The sequence below is a fragment of the Archangium lansingense genome, assembly GCF_026626635.1.
GTDB lineage: Bacteria > Myxococcota > Myxococcia > Myxococcales > Myxococcaceae > Archangium > Archangium lansingense.
Window position 1 is genome coordinate 12,639,524 of the sequence record NZ_JAPNKA010000001.1, and the last position, 18,448, is coordinate 12,657,971.

17 protein-coding genes are annotated in these 18,448 nt (G+C 68.2%); 8 read left to right on the forward strand and 9 right to left on the reverse strand.

Going from position 1 to position 18,448, the window contains the following annotated elements:
• Window positions 1-16: 16 nt before the first annotated feature.
• From OV287_RS50760 to OV287_RS50785, 6 genes are all read left to right on the forward strand, one after another.
• Window positions 17-1,249 carry a hybrid sensor histidine kinase/response regulator gene (locus tag OV287_RS50760; RefSeq protein WP_267541320.1) on the forward strand — a complete coding sequence of 411 codons (1,233 nt, stop codon included), beginning with the start codon at window positions 17-19 and terminating at the stop codon, window positions 1,247-1,249.
• Window positions 1,250-1,294: 45 nt separating this feature from the next.
• A complete protein-coding gene (locus OV287_RS50765; protein ID WP_267541321.1) occupies window positions 1,295-1,765 on the forward strand; it encodes an SRPBCC family protein in 471 nt (156 codons plus the stop codon).
• Window positions 1,766-1,938: 173 nt separating this feature from the next.
• A complete protein-coding gene (locus OV287_RS50770; RefSeq protein ID WP_267541322.1) occupies window positions 1,939-2,670 on the forward strand; it encodes a hypothetical protein in 732 nt (243 codons plus the stop codon).
• 132 nt (window positions 2,671-2,802) lie between these two features.
• Window positions 2,803-3,315 carry a hypothetical protein gene (locus OV287_RS50775; protein ID WP_267541323.1) on the forward strand — a complete coding sequence of 171 codons (513 nt, stop codon included), beginning with the start codon at window positions 2,803-2,805 and terminating at the stop codon, window positions 3,313-3,315.
• A complete protein-coding gene (locus OV287_RS50780) occupies window positions 3,312-3,866 on the forward strand; it encodes a hypothetical protein (protein WP_267541324.1) in 555 nt (184 codons plus the stop codon). Before OV287_RS50775 ends, OV287_RS50780 begins: the two co-directional genes overlap by 4 nt.
• Before the next feature lie 147 nt (window positions 3,867-4,013).
• Complete coding sequence (locus tag OV287_RS50785) at window positions 4,014-5,120, forward strand: hypothetical protein (RefSeq protein WP_267541325.1); 1,107 nt, start codon at window positions 4,014-4,016, stop codon at window positions 5,118-5,120.
• A gap of 12 nt (window positions 5,121-5,132) precedes the next feature.
• Here OV287_RS50785 and OV287_RS50790 read toward each other — a convergent pair whose 3' ends face one another.
• A complete protein-coding gene (locus OV287_RS50790) occupies window positions 5,133-5,948 on the reverse strand; it encodes a GNAT family N-acetyltransferase (RefSeq protein WP_267541326.1) in 816 nt (271 codons plus the stop codon).
• Window positions 5,949-6,049: 101 nt separating this feature from the next.
• Window positions 6,050-7,990, reverse strand: a complete 1,941-nt coding sequence (locus OV287_RS50795; RefSeq protein ID WP_267541327.1) for an ATP-binding protein — start codon at window positions 7,988-7,990, stop codon at window positions 6,050-6,052.
• 312 nt (window positions 7,991-8,302) lie between these two features.
• On the opposite strand from OV287_RS50795, the gene OV287_RS50800 reads away from it, so the two are divergent.
• Window positions 8,303-8,740, forward strand: coding sequence for a helix-turn-helix domain-containing protein (locus OV287_RS50800; protein ID WP_267533035.1), 438 nt, complete (start codon window positions 8,303-8,305; stop codon window positions 8,738-8,740).
• Window positions 8,643-9,218, forward strand: coding sequence for a transposase (locus OV287_RS50805; protein ID WP_267542271.1), 576 nt, complete (start codon window positions 8,643-8,645; stop codon window positions 9,216-9,218). Before OV287_RS50800 ends, OV287_RS50805 begins: the two co-directional genes overlap by 98 nt.
• Window positions 9,219-9,239: 21 nt before the next feature.
• Here OV287_RS50805 and OV287_RS50810 read toward each other — a convergent pair whose 3' ends face one another.
• From OV287_RS50810 to OV287_RS50840, 7 genes are all read right to left on the reverse strand, one after another.
• Window positions 9,240-11,732: a Kelch repeat-containing protein gene (locus tag OV287_RS50810; protein WP_267541328.1), complete on the reverse strand. Its 2,493-nt coding sequence runs from the start codon at window positions 11,730-11,732 to the stop codon at window positions 9,240-9,242.
• A 299-nt stretch (window positions 11,733-12,031) separates the two neighbouring features.
• The gene (locus tag OV287_RS50815) at window positions 12,032-12,478 is read right to left on the reverse strand and encodes a sensor histidine kinase (RefSeq protein WP_267541329.1); all 447 of its coding nucleotides are present in this window, start codon (window positions 12,476-12,478) and stop codon (window positions 12,032-12,034) included.
• 203 nt (window positions 12,479-12,681) lie between these two features.
• On the reverse strand, window positions 12,682-14,004 hold the full coding sequence (locus OV287_RS50820) for an MFS transporter (RefSeq protein ID WP_267541330.1): 1,323 nt from the start codon (window positions 14,002-14,004) through the stop codon (window positions 12,682-12,684).
• Between the two features lie 11 nt (window positions 14,005-14,015).
• Complete coding sequence (locus tag OV287_RS50825; RefSeq protein WP_267541331.1) at window positions 14,016-15,056, reverse strand: hypothetical protein; 1,041 nt, start codon at window positions 15,054-15,056, stop codon at window positions 14,016-14,018.
• A gap of 24 nt (window positions 15,057-15,080) precedes the next feature.
• Window positions 15,081-15,458, reverse strand: coding sequence for a zf-TFIIB domain-containing protein (locus OV287_RS50830; protein WP_267541332.1), 378 nt, complete (start codon window positions 15,456-15,458; stop codon window positions 15,081-15,083).
• Window positions 15,459-15,481: 23 nt separating this feature from the next.
• Window positions 15,482-16,669, reverse strand: coding sequence for a Rieske 2Fe-2S domain-containing protein (locus OV287_RS50835; RefSeq protein ID WP_267541333.1), 1,188 nt, complete (start codon window positions 16,667-16,669; stop codon window positions 15,482-15,484).
• Window positions 16,666-18,369, reverse strand: a complete 1,704-nt coding sequence (locus OV287_RS50840; protein ID WP_267541334.1) for a GH3 auxin-responsive promoter family protein — start codon at window positions 18,367-18,369, stop codon at window positions 16,666-16,668. The genes OV287_RS50835 and OV287_RS50840 overlap by 4 nt, the downstream gene beginning before the upstream one ends.
• Window positions 18,370-18,448: the final 79 nt, after the last annotated feature.

The window sequence follows — 18,448 nt, forward strand, 5'->3', positions numbered from 1 at the left end:
GTTCGTGGGAGGAGCCGTGCAAGCAGGGAATGCGCCGCGCACCAGTGTCTTGCTGGTGGATGACCAACCTGCCGACCTCTTGGCCATGGAGCGCCATCTGGGGCCTTTCTCGCTGCACCTGGTGAAGGCCTGCTCGGGAGAAGAGGCGCTCCACTGCATCGAGGACGAGGACTTCGCCCTCGTGCTCATGGACGTGCGAATGCCGGGCCTGGACGGCTTCGAGACGGCGCGGCTGATGCGGGAGAATGCGGAGCAGAGCCACGTGCCGCTCATCTTCCTGACGGGCGCGCCCCCCGAGGAGCACAACCTGGCGTACGCGAGCGGGGCGGTGGACTGGCTGCGCAAGCCGGTGGAGCCGGAGATTCTGCGCGCCAAGGTGCGGGTCTTCGTGGAGCTGCACCGGGAGCGAGAGACGCTGCGGCGCCAGCAGGCGGAGCTGCGGGAGCGAGAGCGGGAGGCGCTGGAGGAGCAGCGCCTGCGGGTGGAAGCGGAGCGAGAGCGGTTGGTGGTGGAACTGCGCGAGGCGGTGCGCCTGCGCGACGAGTTCCTGTCGGTGGCCAGCCATGAGCTGAGGACACCGCTGACGCCACTGGCCCTGCGCCTGCAGTTGATGTGGCAGGGGCTGGAGGCGGAGACGCCGGACGTGGAGCGGCTGCGCGGGCACGTGGAGGTGGCGCGCGGGCAGGTGCGACGGATGGCGTCGCTGGTAGAGAGCCTGCTGGACACCACGCGCATCACCCGCGGCCGGCTCCCCCTGCGCCGCGAGCGCGAGGTGAACCTCGCGACCATCGTGCGCGGCGTGGCGGTGGGCTTCGAGACACAGGCAGCGCGCGCAGGCTGTGCGGTAGAGATGGAGACCCCCACTCGGGTGACGGGCGAGTGGGACGTGCTGCGGCTGGAGCAAGTGGTGACCCACCTACTGTCCAACGCGCTCAAGTTTGGCGCGGGTGGGCCCGTGCTGCTGCGAGTGGAGGAGCAGGAGGGGTGGGCCCGGCTGACAGTGCGAGACGCGGGCATCGGCATGGACGAGAAGGTGCGCGCGCGCATCTTCGGCCGGTTCGAGCGAGGCGTGTCGGAGCGGCACTATGGCGGCCTGGGACTGGGCCTCTTCATCACGCATCAGGCGGTGGAAGCCATGGGCGGCCGCATCCATGTCGAGAGCGCTCCGGGGCGGGGCTCCACCTTCACCGTCGAGTTGCCGTGCTCGGCGCCAAAGGAGGCCGGCGGAGGGACGCACCACGATGCATGAGCACTGGCGCCGGGGGTGGTAGACCGCGGACCAGGAGGAGGAGACATGATGCAGGCCTCGAGCGGAGTGGGAATCGCGAGGGTGGAGGTGGAGGTGACGATCGCGGCACCACGGGAACGGGTGTGGAAGGCGCTGGTCGAGGAAGCGGGCCGGTGGTGGCCGAGGGACTTCTACGTAGGCCAGACGCCGAAGGACTTCGTCATCGAGGCGCGCCCGGGAGGCCGGGTGTACGAGGACTGGGGCAACGAGGCGGGAGCGCTCTGGTACACGGTGCTGGTGGTGGAGCCACCGGCGGTACTGGAGCTTGCGGGACACCTGACGCCAGCGTTTGGAGGGCCGGCGACGACGACGGCGCGACTGACGTTGAAGGAAGAGGGAGGCGCGACGGTGGTGCGGGTGGAGGACTCGGTGTTCGGGCGAGTGGACGAGAACACGAGCCCACGGCTGCGTGAGGGGTGGCGCGCCCTCATGGGGAGCAAGGGGCTCAAGGCCTACGTAGAGCAGCAGACTCCCTAGAGCCCCATTTCCCCTCTCCCCTCGGGAGAGGGTCGGGGTGAGGGTACCCGGACCCCAGGTTGAACCCGTGCCCCACCCGAGCGCCTGCCCGGCCGCCTGGCGTGCCCTCTGGCCGCATGGCGAAGCCCACGTGCCATGCCCACCGTGCCTGAGCGAGTCGAGGGGGGCCGACGATGAAGACACGGAGCGGAGTGAGCGCGCTGCTGCTGCTCGCGGGTCTGCTGGCGGGAACACAGGCGGAGGCCGAGGAGAAGCGGGAAGGCCACGGCTGGGACATCACGGTGGAAGCGAACACGGACTTCCCGCTGTCGGTAGGCGGGCGCCTGGGAGTCGAGTCCCCGTGGAGGCTGCGTCTGTCGACCTCACTGGGCTACCTGCCGCCGGCGTACATGGCGGTGGTGAACGACGTGGCGGTGAAACTGGGCGCGTACGGCCGCAACGAGGCGGACCTCATCGAGAGCTCGCTGAAGAACTCGCTGGTGTGGCGGACGCACGTGGGCTGGAGACCGTTCCCGAGGTTGGGGCTGTACGTAGACGGGGGCTACGGACTGGTGTCGCTCGGCGGCGAGGTGAATACCGAGGACGTGCTGGTGACGCTGACGGGGCTCGAGCCGCCCGAGGGCGAGACGGTGCTGGACCGCGAGTACCGGGTGCGCTCGGTGTTGCACATGCTGGACGTGGAAGTGGGCTGGCGCTGGGGGTTGGGCGCGGGGTGGACGGGGCGCACGGCGCTGGGAGCGGCGTTCACGCTGGACTCCAACAGCCGCGTGGAGCCCCAGTTCGAGCCGAATCAGCCACTGCTGGTCACCGCCTTCTCGCGCCTGGCGGAGGGGGCGTTGGACAGGACGTTCGAGCGGTACGTGCACCTGCCAGTGCTCTCCTTCTCCATCGGCTACGCCTTCTGAGGTGACGGCAGAGGGCGGGTGATGGGAAATCACCCGTGACGTCACCCGACGTGATGGGTTACAACTTGACACCCGACATCCACCCGTGGCTAACTCCGGAATAACCGTATTTTGCTCCAATCGGGGTGGAATGTGCGTACCTGGAAGGCCCTGCTAGGCACCTGGGCGCTGCTGTGCGCCGCTGGGTGTGGGCATGGAGAGGCAGCGCGGAGGGAGGAGCCCGGAAGCGGGCTGAGGGTGGAGTGTGCCCGGGGAGACGAAGGGGCGTGCGGGGCGGAGGAATCCAAGGAGGAGACGCGGAGCAAGGGCGGGACGGTCTCGGCGCGCATCTGGACGCTGATCGCACAGGGGCAGTTCGCGGAGGCGCAGGCGCTGATCGCCGAGTCGGCGGCGGCGGGACTGATCTCCCAGCAGGTGGCGGCGAAGATGCTGGAGCGCATCACGCTGCTCAACACGAGGCTGGGGCAGGTGCCGGCGACGCTGCAACGTGTGGCGGATTTTCCTTCGCAGCTGCGTGACCTCACCCTCTTTCAAATCAAGCAGCTGTTGGAGCGCAGGGACTTCACGCTGGCGACCCAGGCGCAGCTGAAGCTGGCCGAGAAGCTCATCGAGCAGCAGGAGCGGTTGATGGAGAAGGTGCAATGACGAAGACGCTCTTGCATCCCACCGTCGAGGAGCTGCTCGAAAGGCTTCGCGAGGCCCGGAAGGGCGGAGGCGCGGAAGCGTCTCGACGGGAGCAGGTGAAACGGTATCGCGAGCTTCTCGCGGAGTGCCCCACGTTCACTCCGGCGCTGCTGGAGTTGGGCCGGCTCCTCCAATTGACGGACGAGCCCGGGGTGGAGGCCGAAGCAGCCTTCGTGGAAGTCCAGAGACTCTTGGAGCAGGCCGTCCAGGTTTCAGCGCGGGAAGCCAACGCTGTGGTGGAGCTGGGCTACTTCCTGGACACCATCCGTAACGCGCCCGAGGAAGCGACGACGCTGTACGAGGAGGGAGCGACGAAAGCGCTGAAGACGCTGGAGGACGCCTGGGCGGGACTGCTCCGCGCCTGGATACACGAGCGGACGAAGGAGTCCCTGGAGAAGGCGCTGCGGTTGAGCGAGGTGGCGGAAAAACTCTTCCCGGACTCGGGCCGCATCCAAGGAGTCGTGCAGGACGCACGGAACACAGCCATCCACGATGGTCTGCTGAAGCCCTGACTCCCTCTCCCACCGGGAGAGGGCGGGGGTGAGGGTATCGGACGTCCCGGGTTGCCACCGTGAGGCGCCCCTGGCCGCTGCCCGGGCAACCGAGGCCCACCGTGTCCCCGCCCACCGTGAGCCCGGCTCGCGTACGCTGGGTGCCGCATGAGTCTCCTCCGCCGCGCGAAACGTGAAGACAACCCCCAACTGTTGGAGCTGTTCGGCGCGGTGCCCATGCAGGGCGAGCTGGTGCTGGCCACGCAGCGCTCGCCGGACTTCTTCGGCCTGTATGACATGCAGCGAGGGGACGCCGAGCTCTGGGTGAACGAGGTGGAGAACGGGCTGGACGGAATGGGAGCCATCCTGGTGAGAGAGGGCTGGCTGGAAGGCCGTCCGTGCCGCGTGGGGTACCTGGGAGATCTCCGCACGCGCTTCTCCGCGAGACGGAGCCGGGGCCTGGCGCGCTTCTACGGTCCGGTGCTGGAGGAGACAGCCCAACGGCTGGGCGTGGAGGCGTTCCTCACGTCGGTGATGGCGAGCAACGCGGCGGCGCTGCAAGCGCTGGTGAAGCGCAAGAAGCGCCGCGAGGCCCAGCCGCACTACGCGCTGCTGCGCCGCTTCTCCGCGGTGTCGGTGCACTTCACCCGCCGCCGCGAGCCAGAGCCGGGCCGCTTTCACGTGCGGAGAGCCACGCCCGAAGACCTCCCAGCCATGGAGGCGATGCTGGACGCGGACCACCGCACGCGGCCCTTCGGCTATCGGTACGACCAGGGAGAGCTGCGGCACCGGCTGGAGCGCTGGCCGGGGATGAGCGTGGAGGGCTGCTATCTGGCCTTCGATGGAGGCGGGAAGCTGGTGGGGTGCACCTCGGCGTGGGACCCGGAGGCAGTGAAGCGCTACCGGGTAATGGCATACCGGGGCTCGATGCGGTGGGTGAAGTGGGGCTACGACGCGATGGCCACGGTGCTGCGAGCGCCGCGGCTGCCCGCCCCCGGCAACGACTTCCGCTACTTCTACCTGTGCAACACAAGCGTGGCGGGAGAGGACCCGGCCATCCTGCGGGCACTGGTGGAGCAGGTGTACGCGGACCACCATGGCAAGGGCTACCACTTCTTCTCGCTGTACCAGGGTGAGGAGGATCCGCTCGCGCCGGCGCTGGAGGGCTTCTTCCAGCGGAGACTGGACTTCCACCTCTACGCGGTGACGCCAGCCAGCATCACGCGGGAGCACTTCCCGGCGGGGCGCACTGGCTTCGAGATGGCCCTGGCCTGAGGAACGGCCCGCTCAATAAGAGGCATCGGGCGGGCGCACCATCACGAGCTTCGGGTACACGCAGCGGAAGCCCGCCTTCTCATAGTTGCGTTGAGAGGCCGTCGCCGGCTCCGTCGAGGCCGTCACCACATCAGCCCCCTGCTCGGCGGCCCAGGCCAACCGCGCGTGGATGAGCGCGAGCTGAAGCCCCCGCCCCCGGAACAGCGGCACGACAGCATCCGCGGACAGCAGGGCCACGCCGTCCGTCACCGAGGCCACGCCCACGCCCCGGGGCTCTCCCTCCTGGAGCACCAGGAAGCAGGTGTTGCCTCGCGTGCGGACGATGCCCATCCCACCGGCCAGCTCCAGCTCGGAAGAGGCGGGCCGCCCCAAGTAGGCGAGGAAGAAGAGCTCGGCCCAGCGCCGCTCCTCACCCGGGCGCACCGGCCGCACCTCGACACCGGAAACGGGCGGCGGCACGGGCGAGGGCGGCCGACACCAGACCTGGAGGAAGCGCTCCACCCGGTAGCCCCGAGCGCCCAGCTTCGCGGAGAGCGAGGGCTCACTGAACGGATTGAGCTCGATGCGGACGGCGCCCCCACCCTGCCCCAGCAGATCCTCAATGCGATCCAGGTCCATCAGGCTCACCATCCCATCGAGCCCCACGCCGACAGCGGCCGAGTACGGCGAGCGGGGCCCGAGAAACAAAGCCCGTCCACCGGCGACGCGGAGCGAGGGGACCCCCTGCCGCGAGGGAATGGGCGTCCGGTCAATCTGCTCGGCCTGGGCGTTCTCGATGCGCCGCGCGAGCGCGCGAGGGTTGTGCACGGGAAGAGACGTGGCTGGCATGAAGGCTCCCGTCCCGAGTCTGCTCTCAAGCCACCGGGCGGGTCGAGCATGCAAACAAGACGTGCGTTCGGCATCTCATGCTTCGGAGATGCAAGGTCGCCTCACCGTGTCGCCGTGCTCCCCTCCTCCCGAGGCCGCTCCTTGCGCACGGGCAGCTCGAGGGAGAAGGTGGCGCCCTGGCCGCGGCCGGCGCTCGCACAGGAGAGCAAGCCGCCCAGCTCCTCCGCCGCCAGCGCGCTGGTGTGCAGCCCGAAGCCGTGCCCGTCCTTCTTCGTGGTGAAGCCGTGGGTGAAGAGGAGGGGCAGGTGTTCCGGCGCGATGCCCATCCCGTTGTCGGCCACGATGATGCACACGCGTCCCGCATCGCCCGGCACCACACGCAGCGTCAGACATCCGTCCTGGCGGCCACCCTCCTTCACCGCGTGGCGCGCGTTGCTCAGCAGGTTGATCAGAATTTGAAGCAGCTTGTGCCGATCCACCCAGATCGACGGCACGTCAGCGTACTCGCGTCGAACCTCGATGCCCGCCCGCCCGAAGGAGACGGTCTGCAAGCGCAGCGCACCATCGATGAGCTCAGGCAGCGACACCTCCTCCACCACCCCGGAGAAGCGCGCGTACTGCTGCTGCATACCCACCACGACCCGGATGTGCTCCACCCCGTCGCACAGGGCCCGTAGCTCCGTCAGGACAGCGTCGCGCTCCTGCACAAGCTGGGCGGTGAGTGCCTCGAGGTAGGCCGGGAACTGCCGGCCTCGCGGGTCCTCGGTGAGGAAGGTGCCCGCATCCGCTTCGTGCTCGCGCAGCAACTGCACGGCCTTCTCCAGACTGGACACCCGCAGGCCGCGAAGGCGCTCGGCCACGAGGCTCGCCGACACGTTCACGCTGTTGAGCGTGTTGCCTACGTTGTGCAGCACCCCCGTGGCCACCTCTGCCATGCCCGCCTGGCGCGAGGCATCCACCAATCCCCGGTGCAACTCACTCAGCCGCGCCTCGGCCGCCTTGCGCTCCGTGACGTCCCGCCCAAACACGGTGAGCCTCACCACTTCGCCCTGCTCACTCCGCACCGGGCTGACGGTCAGCTCCAGCTCGACCAGCTTGCGACCCTCCTGGAACGCCGGCAGGCTCACTTCCTCCTTCAGACGGTTGCCGCCCCGGGCGCGCTCCAGCCGCTCCTTCCAGCGCAGCTGCCGCTCGGGAGGCAGCGCGCTGAAGATGAACTCCCCGGGTGAAATCTCCTCACCGAAGATGCGCTGGAAGTAGTGCTTCGCCGACTGGTTGGCGGTGATGAGCCGCCCCTCCACATCCAGGGAACACACGACGTCATCGGTGCTCTCGATGAGGCTGGACAGCTCGCCCTCGTTCTCGAGCAGCGTCTTGCGCGTCTGTTCGAGCGTCGCGTGCGCCTCCGTCCGGAAGGACAAGAACAAGGAGCTCACCGCCCAGCCGAACACGGCGAAGATGGCCGTGAAGATGCTCAGCGACCACTCCATGGCACTCAGGCCCGGGGGCGAGGTGGTCAACGGGTAGAAGACGAGCGGCGTCAGGATGGAGAGCACGGAGAAGCCCAGGCCCATCCGCCACCCCAGCAGGTAGACGGCCATGACTGGGACCAGCACGCTCGCGGCATGCGTGGCCATGGCCAGCATGTCCATGTGGAGGGTGGTGAAGGCGATGACCCCCGACAGCATGGAGCACAGCAGCAGCGCTGGAAGACGGGTTGAGGCGCGCCAACGCAGCAGCGCCAACACTCCCAGAAAGCCCCCACCGCACAGCCCGCTCATCACCCCCATGCTCCACGCGTACGGGGTGAGCCGCAGGAGGCCAAGGAACACCAGGGAGCCCCCCGTCAGGCACAAGCACAACCCGACCACCATTCGGGCCCGGCTCAGCTCCAGGGAGTCGCCCTGGCGAAGCGCTTCCGGGATGAACGCATCCAGCCGTTCCACCAACCGCGCCCAGAGTGCACGACTCCAAGCCTCCCGCCCCTGCTGCGCTACCGCTCCGTTGTTTCGGTCCCCCCCGGTGTCCTCACTCGGCATCATCCTCTCCCGGGTCGACTCCCGGAGGACTATGCCGCAACCCAGCCCGGGAGGCGGAGGGAAGGCCCCGCGCGAGGGCTTGGAAACGGCGAAGGGCCCGGAGTCTCCTGGGTTTCCCCTGGATTCCGGGCCCTTCATTCAGCTCGGACCCAGCCCGGAGACAGCTCCGGGCCGGGTGTACAGCCGGGACTAAGCGGTCCGCCATAGATGTTGTACACATCTGCGATGCTGCGTGCAGATGTGAGCCCAGAGGATAGGGAGCGGCTCCGAGAGCGGGGCCGCTCGTCCTGGGCCACTCCGTGGGAGCGCGACCGCGTGGAGATGATTCTTCTGTCCGCCTCGGGCTGGTCGCCCCCACGGATTGCGGAGTACCTGGGAGTGCATGCGGCTACTGTGCGCCGTGTGCTCAAGGCCTGGAGCCACGAGGGCCTGGATGCGTTGGAGCACAAGCTACCGGGGCCAGTGCCGGATGTTGAGCGACACGCCATGGTAGTGGGCATGCTCGAGAAGTTCCTCTCGGAGCCACGTACCTGGACATCATCCCAGTTGGCTGAGGCATTGGCTGGGGTGGGCATTCAAATGAGTGCCCGGCAGACGGAGCGCTACCTGGCGGAACTGGGCGCTGGCTGGCGCCGCACCAAGTCGAGCCTGGAGCATCTACAGCAGCCCGAGGCGGTGGAGCGGGCGCGCCGCAAGCTCACCACGCTCAAAAAAAGCCCGCGCCCGGAGGCTAGACCTCTTCTTCCTCGATGAGTGCGGCTTCGCACCCACGCAGCCGACGGGCTACAGCTGGACGCTCCGAGGCAGTCGCAAGCTCATTGCCTATGAGGCCACCAAGGGCAGGCGCGCCAACGCCCTGGCCGCCTACGGCATTCGCGACGGCCAGCGAGCCCTACGTTTCACCGTGAAGGGCCGCTCCCTCACCAGTGCGGATGTCTTCGACTTCCTGCTGTTGCTACCCACGGGGAAGCGGCCATGCACCGTTGTCCTGGACAACGTCAACATCCACACCAGCCGCTTCATCCGCCAACGCCGTAGGCAACTGCGCAAGCGCGGCGTGCGCCTCTTCTTTCTCCCGGTGTACTCGCCGGAACTCAACGAGGTGGAGCCCGTCTTCGGCGTGGTGAAGTCCTACGAAATGCCCCGTCGGAGCTACCCCACGCTCGCTGAACTGCTCGCCGCTGTCCGCAGCGGCTTCATGAGCTACCGAAACCGCCTGCGGAAAAAGTGAACAACATCTATGGCGGACCGCTTAGTAGTACTCGGCGGAGGCCTGGTCGTGGTTGCTGACGCCACCCACGGCGAGCACCGTGCCGTTACCGAGCAGCGTGCCGGTGTGGCCGTAGCGGTCCACGTTCATGAAGTAGGTCTCGCTCCAGGTACCGGTGGCCGAGTCATACAGCTCGGACGCGGTGAGGATACCGACCGCCGTGTGGTAACCGCCGGCAATCAGCGCCTGGCCGTTGGGCAGCACGTTGGCGGTGTGCAGCCGGCGCGGCGTCTTCATGCTGCCGGTGACGGACCAGGTGCCCGTGGCCGGGTCGTACAGCTCAGCCGATCTGGAGAGGGCAACCTCGTAGCCGTCAGCGCCCGCGACCAGCACCAGGCCGTTGGGCAGCAGGGTGGCCGTGTGGTGACGGCGGCCGAAGCTCATGGCGCCCACGGACGAGAAGGTACCGGTGGCCGGGTCATACAGCTCGGCCGAGGCCAGCTGGTTCTCACCGGCGTCGCTGCCACCGGCGACGAGCACCTTGCCGTCGGGCAGCAGGGTGATCGTGTGGTAGCGGCGCGCGGCGTTCATGCTGCCGGTGTACGTCCAGGAGCCAGTGGCCGGGTCATACAGCTCGGCCGAGGCCAGCACCGCACCACCGTACTCACTGGTGCCACCGCCCACCACCAGCACCTTGCCGTTGGGCAGAAGGACCGCGGTGTGGTGGAAGCGCTGCTGGTTCAGATGGCCGGCCGTCCTCCACCTGCCCAGCGACGGGTCGTAAATCTCCGCCGTGGAGCCGGAGATGGCGCACGCGCCGCCGCCCGCGATGATCACCCGGCCGTCCTGCAGCTTGGTGGACGTGTGGCCCCGGTGCGAAGCGAGCGTGTTGCCCGTGCGCGACCAGGTCCCCGTGGTGGGGTCATACAGCTCGGCGGTGGTGTTGAAGCCACCGGCCACCAGCACGCGGCCGTCATCCAGCAGGTTGGCGGTGTGCTGCAGGCGCGGCAGGGCCATGCTGCCCGTCAGCGTCCAGCCGTTGGTCGAGTCGCAGGCATCGCCGATGCCGTCGTTGTCACGGTCGGACTGGTCCGGGTTGACCACGCCCACGCAGTTGTCGACGTTGTCGCACACGCCGTCGTCATCGCTGCCGTCGTTGGTCGGGTCCGCCACGCACCGGTCGCAGGCATCGCCGATGCCGTCGCCGTCGGTGTCCGTCTGGTACGGGTTGCTCGCGCCCGGGCAGTTGTCGACGTCGTCGCACACGCCGTCGTTGTCGCTGCCGTCGTTGGTCGGGTCCGCCACGCACACGTCGCAGGCATCACCGCGGCCGTCACCATCGCTGTCCGTCTGGTCCGGGTTGGGAATGGTCGGGCAGTTGTCGGAGGAGTCCGGGACCCCATCCTCGTCGGTGTCGGGCTCCACCGGGCGCTCCCAGATGGCCTGGACGGCGGGAGAGGTCCGGACGGTGTTGGTCGCATCAGAGAAGCTCGCGGTGATGAGGTCCGTGCCCACCGCGCCATTGGACACATAGGAGAAGGAGGCCGTACCGGCGCTGCTCGTCACCGCCGTGCCCGTCGCACCCGCGTTGGGACCGGAGACAACAGTGAAGGTCACCGTGGAGCCAACCACCGGCCGGAGCAGGCCGTCACGCACCGTCGCGGTCACCGAGTGCGACGTGCCGGGACCGGCGACCACGTAGGTGGCGGTCGCGGGCAGCAGGGAGATGGCGCCGGGCAGCTGAACGGCGGCACCGCCGATGATGATGTTCCGGTTGGAACCGTCCTTGGCGAGCACCTGCAGGCCGGCCATGTTTCCGGAGAAGTTGCTGTGGCACGGGCCCGTGCGGATGTGGTTGTTCGTCAGGTTCGTGAAGGCGGACTGGCCAGCAGGCGTGAGCGCCAGCGTGTTGACGTCGCAGCCCGTGCTCTCGACGATGCCCGGGATGAGGGTCGAGAGCCAGCCGTAGGCGATGGTCCCGGAGCCGTGCGCCAGCAGACCGCCGCCCGAGTTCACGAAGTTGGCGATGGCCAGGGCGTTGGTGCGGAGCGCGCCGCCCTCGAGGCTGTCGAGGTTGTTGAGGGCGCCCGTGCCGGTGATGACCAGGATGGCGGGCTGCTTCTGGCCGGCCGCCAGCGCAATGAAGAAGCTGTCGATGGCCGCGGACCCGTTGTAGAACACAGGGGTCAGGCCCGCGCGCGGGGCGGCGTAGTAGTAGGCGGCACCGGCATCACCCGAGGCGGCCGTGGAGCTCGAGGAGCCCAGCACGGCGATGGTCCCATCATTGGCCCGCGTCACCTTCGGATGCAGGTTCTGCAGCGCCATCTGGATGTAGAACCAGCCATTCTGGACGGTCCCGTTCGCGTACGAGCCGTGATCCGTGAGGTCATCGCCTCCCAGAATCACGGGGCCGCCCAGCTCCAGCTTCTGGGTGGTGGTGGCCAACGAGCCTTGCGACTCGGTCTCGGTAGTGCCGCAGCCCATGGCCGCGACCATGACCGAGGTCATGACAGCAAGTAGAAGTCTGTTCCTCATTGATACAACCCCCTCTGAATCGGCAAACGGCTCAATCGGCGTCGGCAGCACCGCTGCGAGAGGAGCGCTCGTGCCCCTCGGCACGGAGTGGGCTCGTCACACCGGTGCTTGGATTTAGAGCTGAGCGACCTTATCCCACACCATCCCGCTCCATCCCAGGACACCCTTCACCAAACCCAGCGCGAGAATACAGCAGTTACGGAGATTTTGATCCACAAAAGATGGAATTCTTGTGAAACTGGGCGCACCTACAGTGGCGCCATGGGTGTGGACGCCTCGGGGCCGCCGTTATTCATGACTCATGAGGCGAGCACGGCGCGCGGCTCAGAGGCGCGTTCGCCCAGGGGCAGCAGCAGAGAGAAGGTGGTGCCCAGACCCTGCTCGCTGCGCACCCGCAGCTCCCCGCCCATCTTCTGTACCAGCGAATGGCTGATGGACAGCCCCACCCCGGTGCCGGAGCCCGCGGGCTTGGTGGTGAAGAAGGGATCGAAGATGCGCGGCAGCACCTCGGGAGGAATCCCGTGGCCGGAGTCCGACACGTCTACACGCACGAAGCCGCTCTCGCGTGGAGTACGTACGCGCAGGGTGTGGCGTTGGGGCGCTCCGGGCTGCATGGCCTGGATGGCGTTGATGACCAGGTTGAGGAACACCTGGCTGAGCCGGCTCTCGCAGGCCAACACGGCCGGCAGTTCCCCGTCGTAGTCCTTCTCCAGGGTCGCGGTGCGCTTGAGCTCGGTGTGGGCCATGCGCAGCACGAAGTCGAGGCTCGCGTTGACGTCAGGACCTCCTTCGCCTCGACGAGCAGGTCCGCGAGCTGCGGTCTGGTGTGTCCTCCAACACAGTGAGGGCAGGCTGACTGAAGTTGCCACCTCCGTTGCACGACGAGCACCGGAGCAGGCGTCGTTCCCCCACATCAAGAACGCAGCAGCGGGCCGGAGACGCGTCGGAGTCAGTCGAAGCGGTGGTGCTGCCGCGTGTCACGCATGAAGGCGTAGACGAGCAGCGAGCACAGGATGCAGCCCGTCACGTACCAGAAGAACCACGTCTCACGGCCGGCCAGCTTGAGCCAGGTGCCCACGTACTCGGCCGTGCCGCCGAAGATGGAGACGGTGAGCGCATAGGGCAGACCCACACCCAGGGCCCGGACGCGAGCGGGGAACAGCTCGGCCTTCACCACCGCGTTGATGGAGGTGTAGCCAGAGATGATGACGAGCGCCGCCAGCACCAGCAGGAAGGCGGTGAAGGCATCTCGGGTCCGCGTCAGCGCCGTCAGCAGCGGCACGGTGCACAGCGTCCCCATCACCCCGAACCACATCAGCACGGGCCTTCGGCCGATCTTGTCCGAGAGCAGGCCGAACACCGGCTGCAGCAGCATGTAGAGGAACAGGGAGGCGACGGAGATGAGCGTGGACTGGTCCCTCGTCAGGCCCACCGAGTTCACCAGGAACTTCTGCATGTAGACGGTGTACGTGTAGAAGGCGAGCGTGCCGCCCATGGTGAGCCCGATGACGAGGGCAAGCTCCCGGGGGTGGCGCAGCAGCTCGCGCATGGGCCGGCGCTCCGTCTTCTTCGACGCCTCGGCCTGGAAGGCCTCCGTCTCCACCATGTTGCGGCGCATGTAGAAACCGAAGACAGCGAGCGCGGCACCACACAGGAAGGGGATGCGCCAACCCCACGCCTCGAGCTGCGGCCCGGTGAGCACCAGCCGCTGCAGCACCAGCAGCGTCAGCGTCGCGAGCAGTTGGCCCATGATGAGGGTGACGTACTGGAAGGAGCTGTAGAAGCCGCGGTGGCGGGAGGTGGCGACCTCACTGAGATAGGTGGCACTGGTGCCGTACTCGCCGCCGAGCGAGAGCCCCTGGAGCAGTCGGGCGAGGATCAGCACGATGGGCGCCAGCACGCCGATGCGCTCATACGTGGGGCACAGGGCGATGATGAAGGAGCCCAGGCACATGAGCGTGACGGACAGGGACAGTGCGGCACGGCGGCCACGCAGGTCCGCGTAGAGGCCCATCACCCAGCCCCCCACCGGGCGGATGAGGAAGCCGAGCGCGAAGACTCCGGCCGTGTTGAGCTGCTCCACCACGGGGTTGTCGTGGGGGAAGAACGACTTCGCGAAGTACAGCGAGAAGGCCGAGTAGATGTAGAAGTCGTACCACTCGATGAGGTTGCCCACCGAGCCGCCGAAGATGGAGAGCAGGCGCTGCCGCACGCTCGGATCAGCGGCGGACGGGGACGCGGCGGGCGAGGACGCGAGGCTGGAGGGGTTCACGGACCCCGCACCTATACCCTCCCCCAAGGTCCGAGCACCACCTCGGGGGACCCCTCCGGCGAGATGCGCAAGCCCTCTCCCCTGGAGAGGAAGCCCATCGCCGCCTCCAGCGGCTCCATCACCGCGCGGACGTCCGCGACCCGAGGCGCACGCGCCTTGCGCCGCTTCTCCGAGAACATCGGCAGGTGCTGCTTGATGCGCTCCACCAGGACATGCGCGGGCAGGGGCTCGAGGTAGCGGCCATACAGGAAGGCGGGACCGATCTTCTCGGGGAGATTGGACGGGGACTCGGGGTGGTAGCAGTAGGCGAACCAGGCCGCGAAGCTCTTCTCCAGCACCTCCCGGGACAGCTTGCCCTCCCAGAAAGCGATGAGCTGGGCGAGCAGCTTGGGGAGTGTCTTCACGGGTTTGTCACCGGGCTCGCGGTCCTTCGGTGCCGCCCCATGCGCCAGGGCCTCGCGGGCCCGGGCTGGCTCGGGTTCGAGGAAGAAGAGCGGGAGACGGATGTGGACAGTCGAGGGCGACTTGGGCAGCGACGACGGTTCCCCGGCGAGCCGCCGCGCCTCGGCCACGTCGATCTGACCGGTGGCGATCCACCGGGCCCAGAGCGCGGGGATGGTGCCCCAGTGAACCTCGGCGTAACGCAGGAGCAGGGGACGCGCGAGCTCGATGCCGCCATGCACCACCAGGAGCAGGAGCTCGTCCTCCCGCGGACCATCGAGCACCTGGGAGCGTCCGGCGGTCGACCACTCCCGGTAGCGGCCGGATGCGATGCCCTCCTGGACCTCGAGCTCGGTCTGCTCCCAGCCCGAGAGCTCATGGATCTTGAGGGCCTTGTAGGCCGCGGCGATCTTGCTGCTGCTGCCCCATAGCTGGTTGGGAGTCGTCTGGAATTCCGCGTGGAGCCGTTCGAGCTCGGCGAGGAGCTCGCGCGAGCGGGAAGGCTCGCAACCCGCGCGGAGGATGATCGCGGAATTGGCGAACGGCACTCCGCTCACCCGGAGAGTCCACTGGCAGAGCGCCGCGTAGGCAGGGGCAGGGAAGGTGTTCATGCCCCCATGATGCCCAAGATGGACTCAGTCCTGGGTGATGAAACGCACCGCGTCGGTGAGTGCGGCCACGAAGCCCATCTCCTGAATGGCTCGCAGCTCGCCTCCATCGAGCCACACGCCGTGGCACCGCTCGCACACGTCGAGCAAGACGTGCTGATCGCGCTCACTCCGCACCTTCTTCATGACCTGGCGGGGCTCGCATCGGGGGCAGGCCAGCTCGCGCGTCTGGAGTTCCTCCGACGGCAGCTTGCGCCACTCGAAGAGTCGAACATTCACGGTCGACTCCAGCCGCCGCAAGTCCTCCCCTTCGAGCCAGTGCCCCTCGCACTGAGGGCACTGCTGCGCCTCCACCTCATCCGGGCGCACGGGGGTCATCACCTTGTCGCAGCGTGGGCATTGCATGGTGCCTCCTACGGTATCAGGGCTCAAATCCAGAAGACGATGCCGCGCTCCTCGTCGCCCGGTCCCGCGCCGTGTCCGCCCGCTAGCAGCCAGCGGCGGTAGGACTCGATGTCCGCGTGGAGCAGGTCCGCCTCGGTGCCGGAGAAGACTCCGCCCCCGGGACCATTGAGCAGACCCTCGCGCTGCACCCGCATGATGTCCACGTCCTGGCGGATGACCTGCGTGGTGTACCAGCGCACCAGCGGCATGAGGGCCCGTGCCACCAGCGCTCGCGGCAGGTCATACGGCAACCGGTAGCTGATGGCCGTGTAGACGAGGCTGTCCGTGGGACCGATGGGCGTCACCTGCGAGTTGATGGCGAAGCCGCTGCGCTCGCCCCACATGTAGTCCACGCGGGTGATGTTGGGGATGAAGTAGTGATCCGTATGGACCATGGGCAGGCCACTCGGGTTGAAGATGCGGCCCAGCCCCGTCACCGTGTCCTGCTCCTGCTGGTAGGTGACGAGCACGCTGCCATCCGCGCGCTTCACTCGGGCCGGCACCCGCTTGCGCGCCGGGTTGCGGAACCACCCCTTGTGCACGAAGACGGTGTGCGGCACGTCCATGAAGTTCTCCACGAGGTTCGTCACCCCGTTGGGGAAGCGCGTGACCATGAAGTACACGGTCCACCCGGGCTGGCCCCAGTACGGCACGCGGAAGGAGGGGCGGAGGGCTCGCTTCGAGTCTCCTCCCATGAAGACGTAGACGAGCCCGTCCTGCTCCAGTGTGTCGAAGCGATGGAGCTTCCCGAGGTCGCACGGGCGCACCTGGAGGCCCGCGCGTGCATGGCCCTGGGCATCGAGCGCCTCGCCACACTGGCTCGGCCCGAGCGAGGGCACCTCCACCACCGCGCCCGACGCGTCATACGTCCAGCCGTGGTACGGGCAGCCAATGCGGCCGTGGAAGACGTCTCCCGCGGACAGGCGCGCGTTGCGGTGCAGGCAGCGGTCGCGCAATGCGGTGGGCCGGCCGTGCTCGTCCCGGAAAAGCACGAGGTTCGTCCCGAAGATCGTCCGCGCCAGCGGCTTGCCCTTGGGCAGCTCGGTGGAGAGACAGGCGACGTACCAGAAGTCCTTGAGGGCGCCGCAGCGAGTGAGGTCGGCCTCGGCCTCGAGGTCCACGGCAGGCGTGGTGACGAGCGCGAGGCTCGGGGCGTCGTTCGGGTTCCTCATGGGCGCTTCGGTCCTTGCGCGGAGAACCAGGCCGTCCAGCCAGCCTGGCGATGAAGATCGGTGGGCTTGATGTCGCCCGCACGCTGCCCGAGCGCGATGCAGCGGGCCTCGTAGCGACGGGAGCCCTCGGTGACGCGGAGGGCACGCACGGGCCCGAGCTGGCCGAGCTCGCGGGCATAGCGGTAGTGGTAGCCCTCGCACAGGGCGCGCTCCAGGGCTTGGGCAGCCTCGTGAAGGCGCGCATCGGGCACCTCTGTCTCCAGGAAGAGCCGGTAGGCCGGAGGCGCGTGAGCCTCCCACTCGGGAGCCACCATGGCGAAGGGCGGACGCTGGCCACCGAATACCGTGGGCAGCAGAGTGTCGAGCACGGTGGAGACACGGGTGGCGGCGAGCTTCTCGCCGACGAGGTCACTCACGGCATCGGCTCGGCCCAGGAAACGCAGGCAGGGCGTGGCGTGGTGGAAGCCCTCGACACGGACGAGATCTCCGATGCGGTAGCGCAACAGGCCGCCAGAGGTGGACAGAAGCACGGAGTAGGTGCGCCCCACCTCGAGCTCATGCGCGAGCCGGGGGCGTGACTCGGGGTGCTCGGGGTCGAGGAACTCGAAGAAGTGGCTGCGGATGGCGAGCACGGGAGCGGGAGCACCGAAGAGGGGCAGCGTGACAACGCCCTCGGTGGCGAGCAGCCCCTTGCCCTGGACCTCGACGCCCTGGAAGCGGCGGCACGCGGGGCCGACGGAGTGCGCGGCCTGGGCATCGGTCCACATGCTCAGCAGCGCGAGCCGGGGCCAGAGCATGCGCCCCTGGAGTCCGGAGCGAAGGGCCTCGCGAAGTACACGCGCCCGCTCGGGCCGGGGCGAGAACCGCATCTGGGAAATCACTCCCCCCACTCCTCCCTCTCCCTCTGGGAGAGGGTCGGGGTGAGGGACTACAGGAGGCCTGCACACCCCGCGCTCCAGATCCTCGGCCAGCCGCTCCCCGTGCCGCTCCAGTGCATCCATGAGCAGTGTGAGGAAGCTCGGGTTCCACACGCTCAGCAGCGCCAGCTCCTCACACGCCACGAGGAACCACAGCGTCACATACCGGCATGACTCGACATCGGGCAGCCGCGCCACCGCGCCAGGCACGGCAAACACACGCGAGAGCAGCGGCTGCAGGAAGCGCGGGAAGTACGCCGAGTCCTCCACGCTCCCCACTGGAATCCCCCCCACCGTCCTCCCCTGCTTGCGCCCGATGGGCGAGATGGACCAGTAGCTCGGGCCCTCGCGCACAGCAGGGCGCGCGTGCAGCAGGTCGAACAGCATCGGCGCGAGCGCACGGTGGAACTCGTCGAGCAGTCCCCGAGTCACGGGCACGTACTTGGACGCCCCCGAGGAGCCTCCCGAAGGCTCGAAGCGACTCACCGGTTCCTGGGTGAGGACTCGAGGCGCTCCCGCCTTGAGCGCCTCGATGTCCGGCAGCACCGAGTCCGGCGTGGAGATGGGGACTGCATCCTGGAACTCGCGTGCCGTGCGGATCCGGGAGAAGCCGGGGACCCTCGAGGACTGGGTGGTGTCCCGTGTCGCTCGGAGGATCCGGGACAGGCTCTCGGACTGCGCCTCTTCGGGACGGGCGAGCGCACGGTGGAACAGCAGTGCGGAGGGCGCCTGGGCCGCCATGAGCCCCGACAACATCCAACGCGAGGTCAACAGCACGGACATCGCTAGACCCTCACCCTAACCCTCTCCCAGAGGGAGAGGGGATTCACTCGGATTCAACCCGGGGGGCGAGGCACCCTCA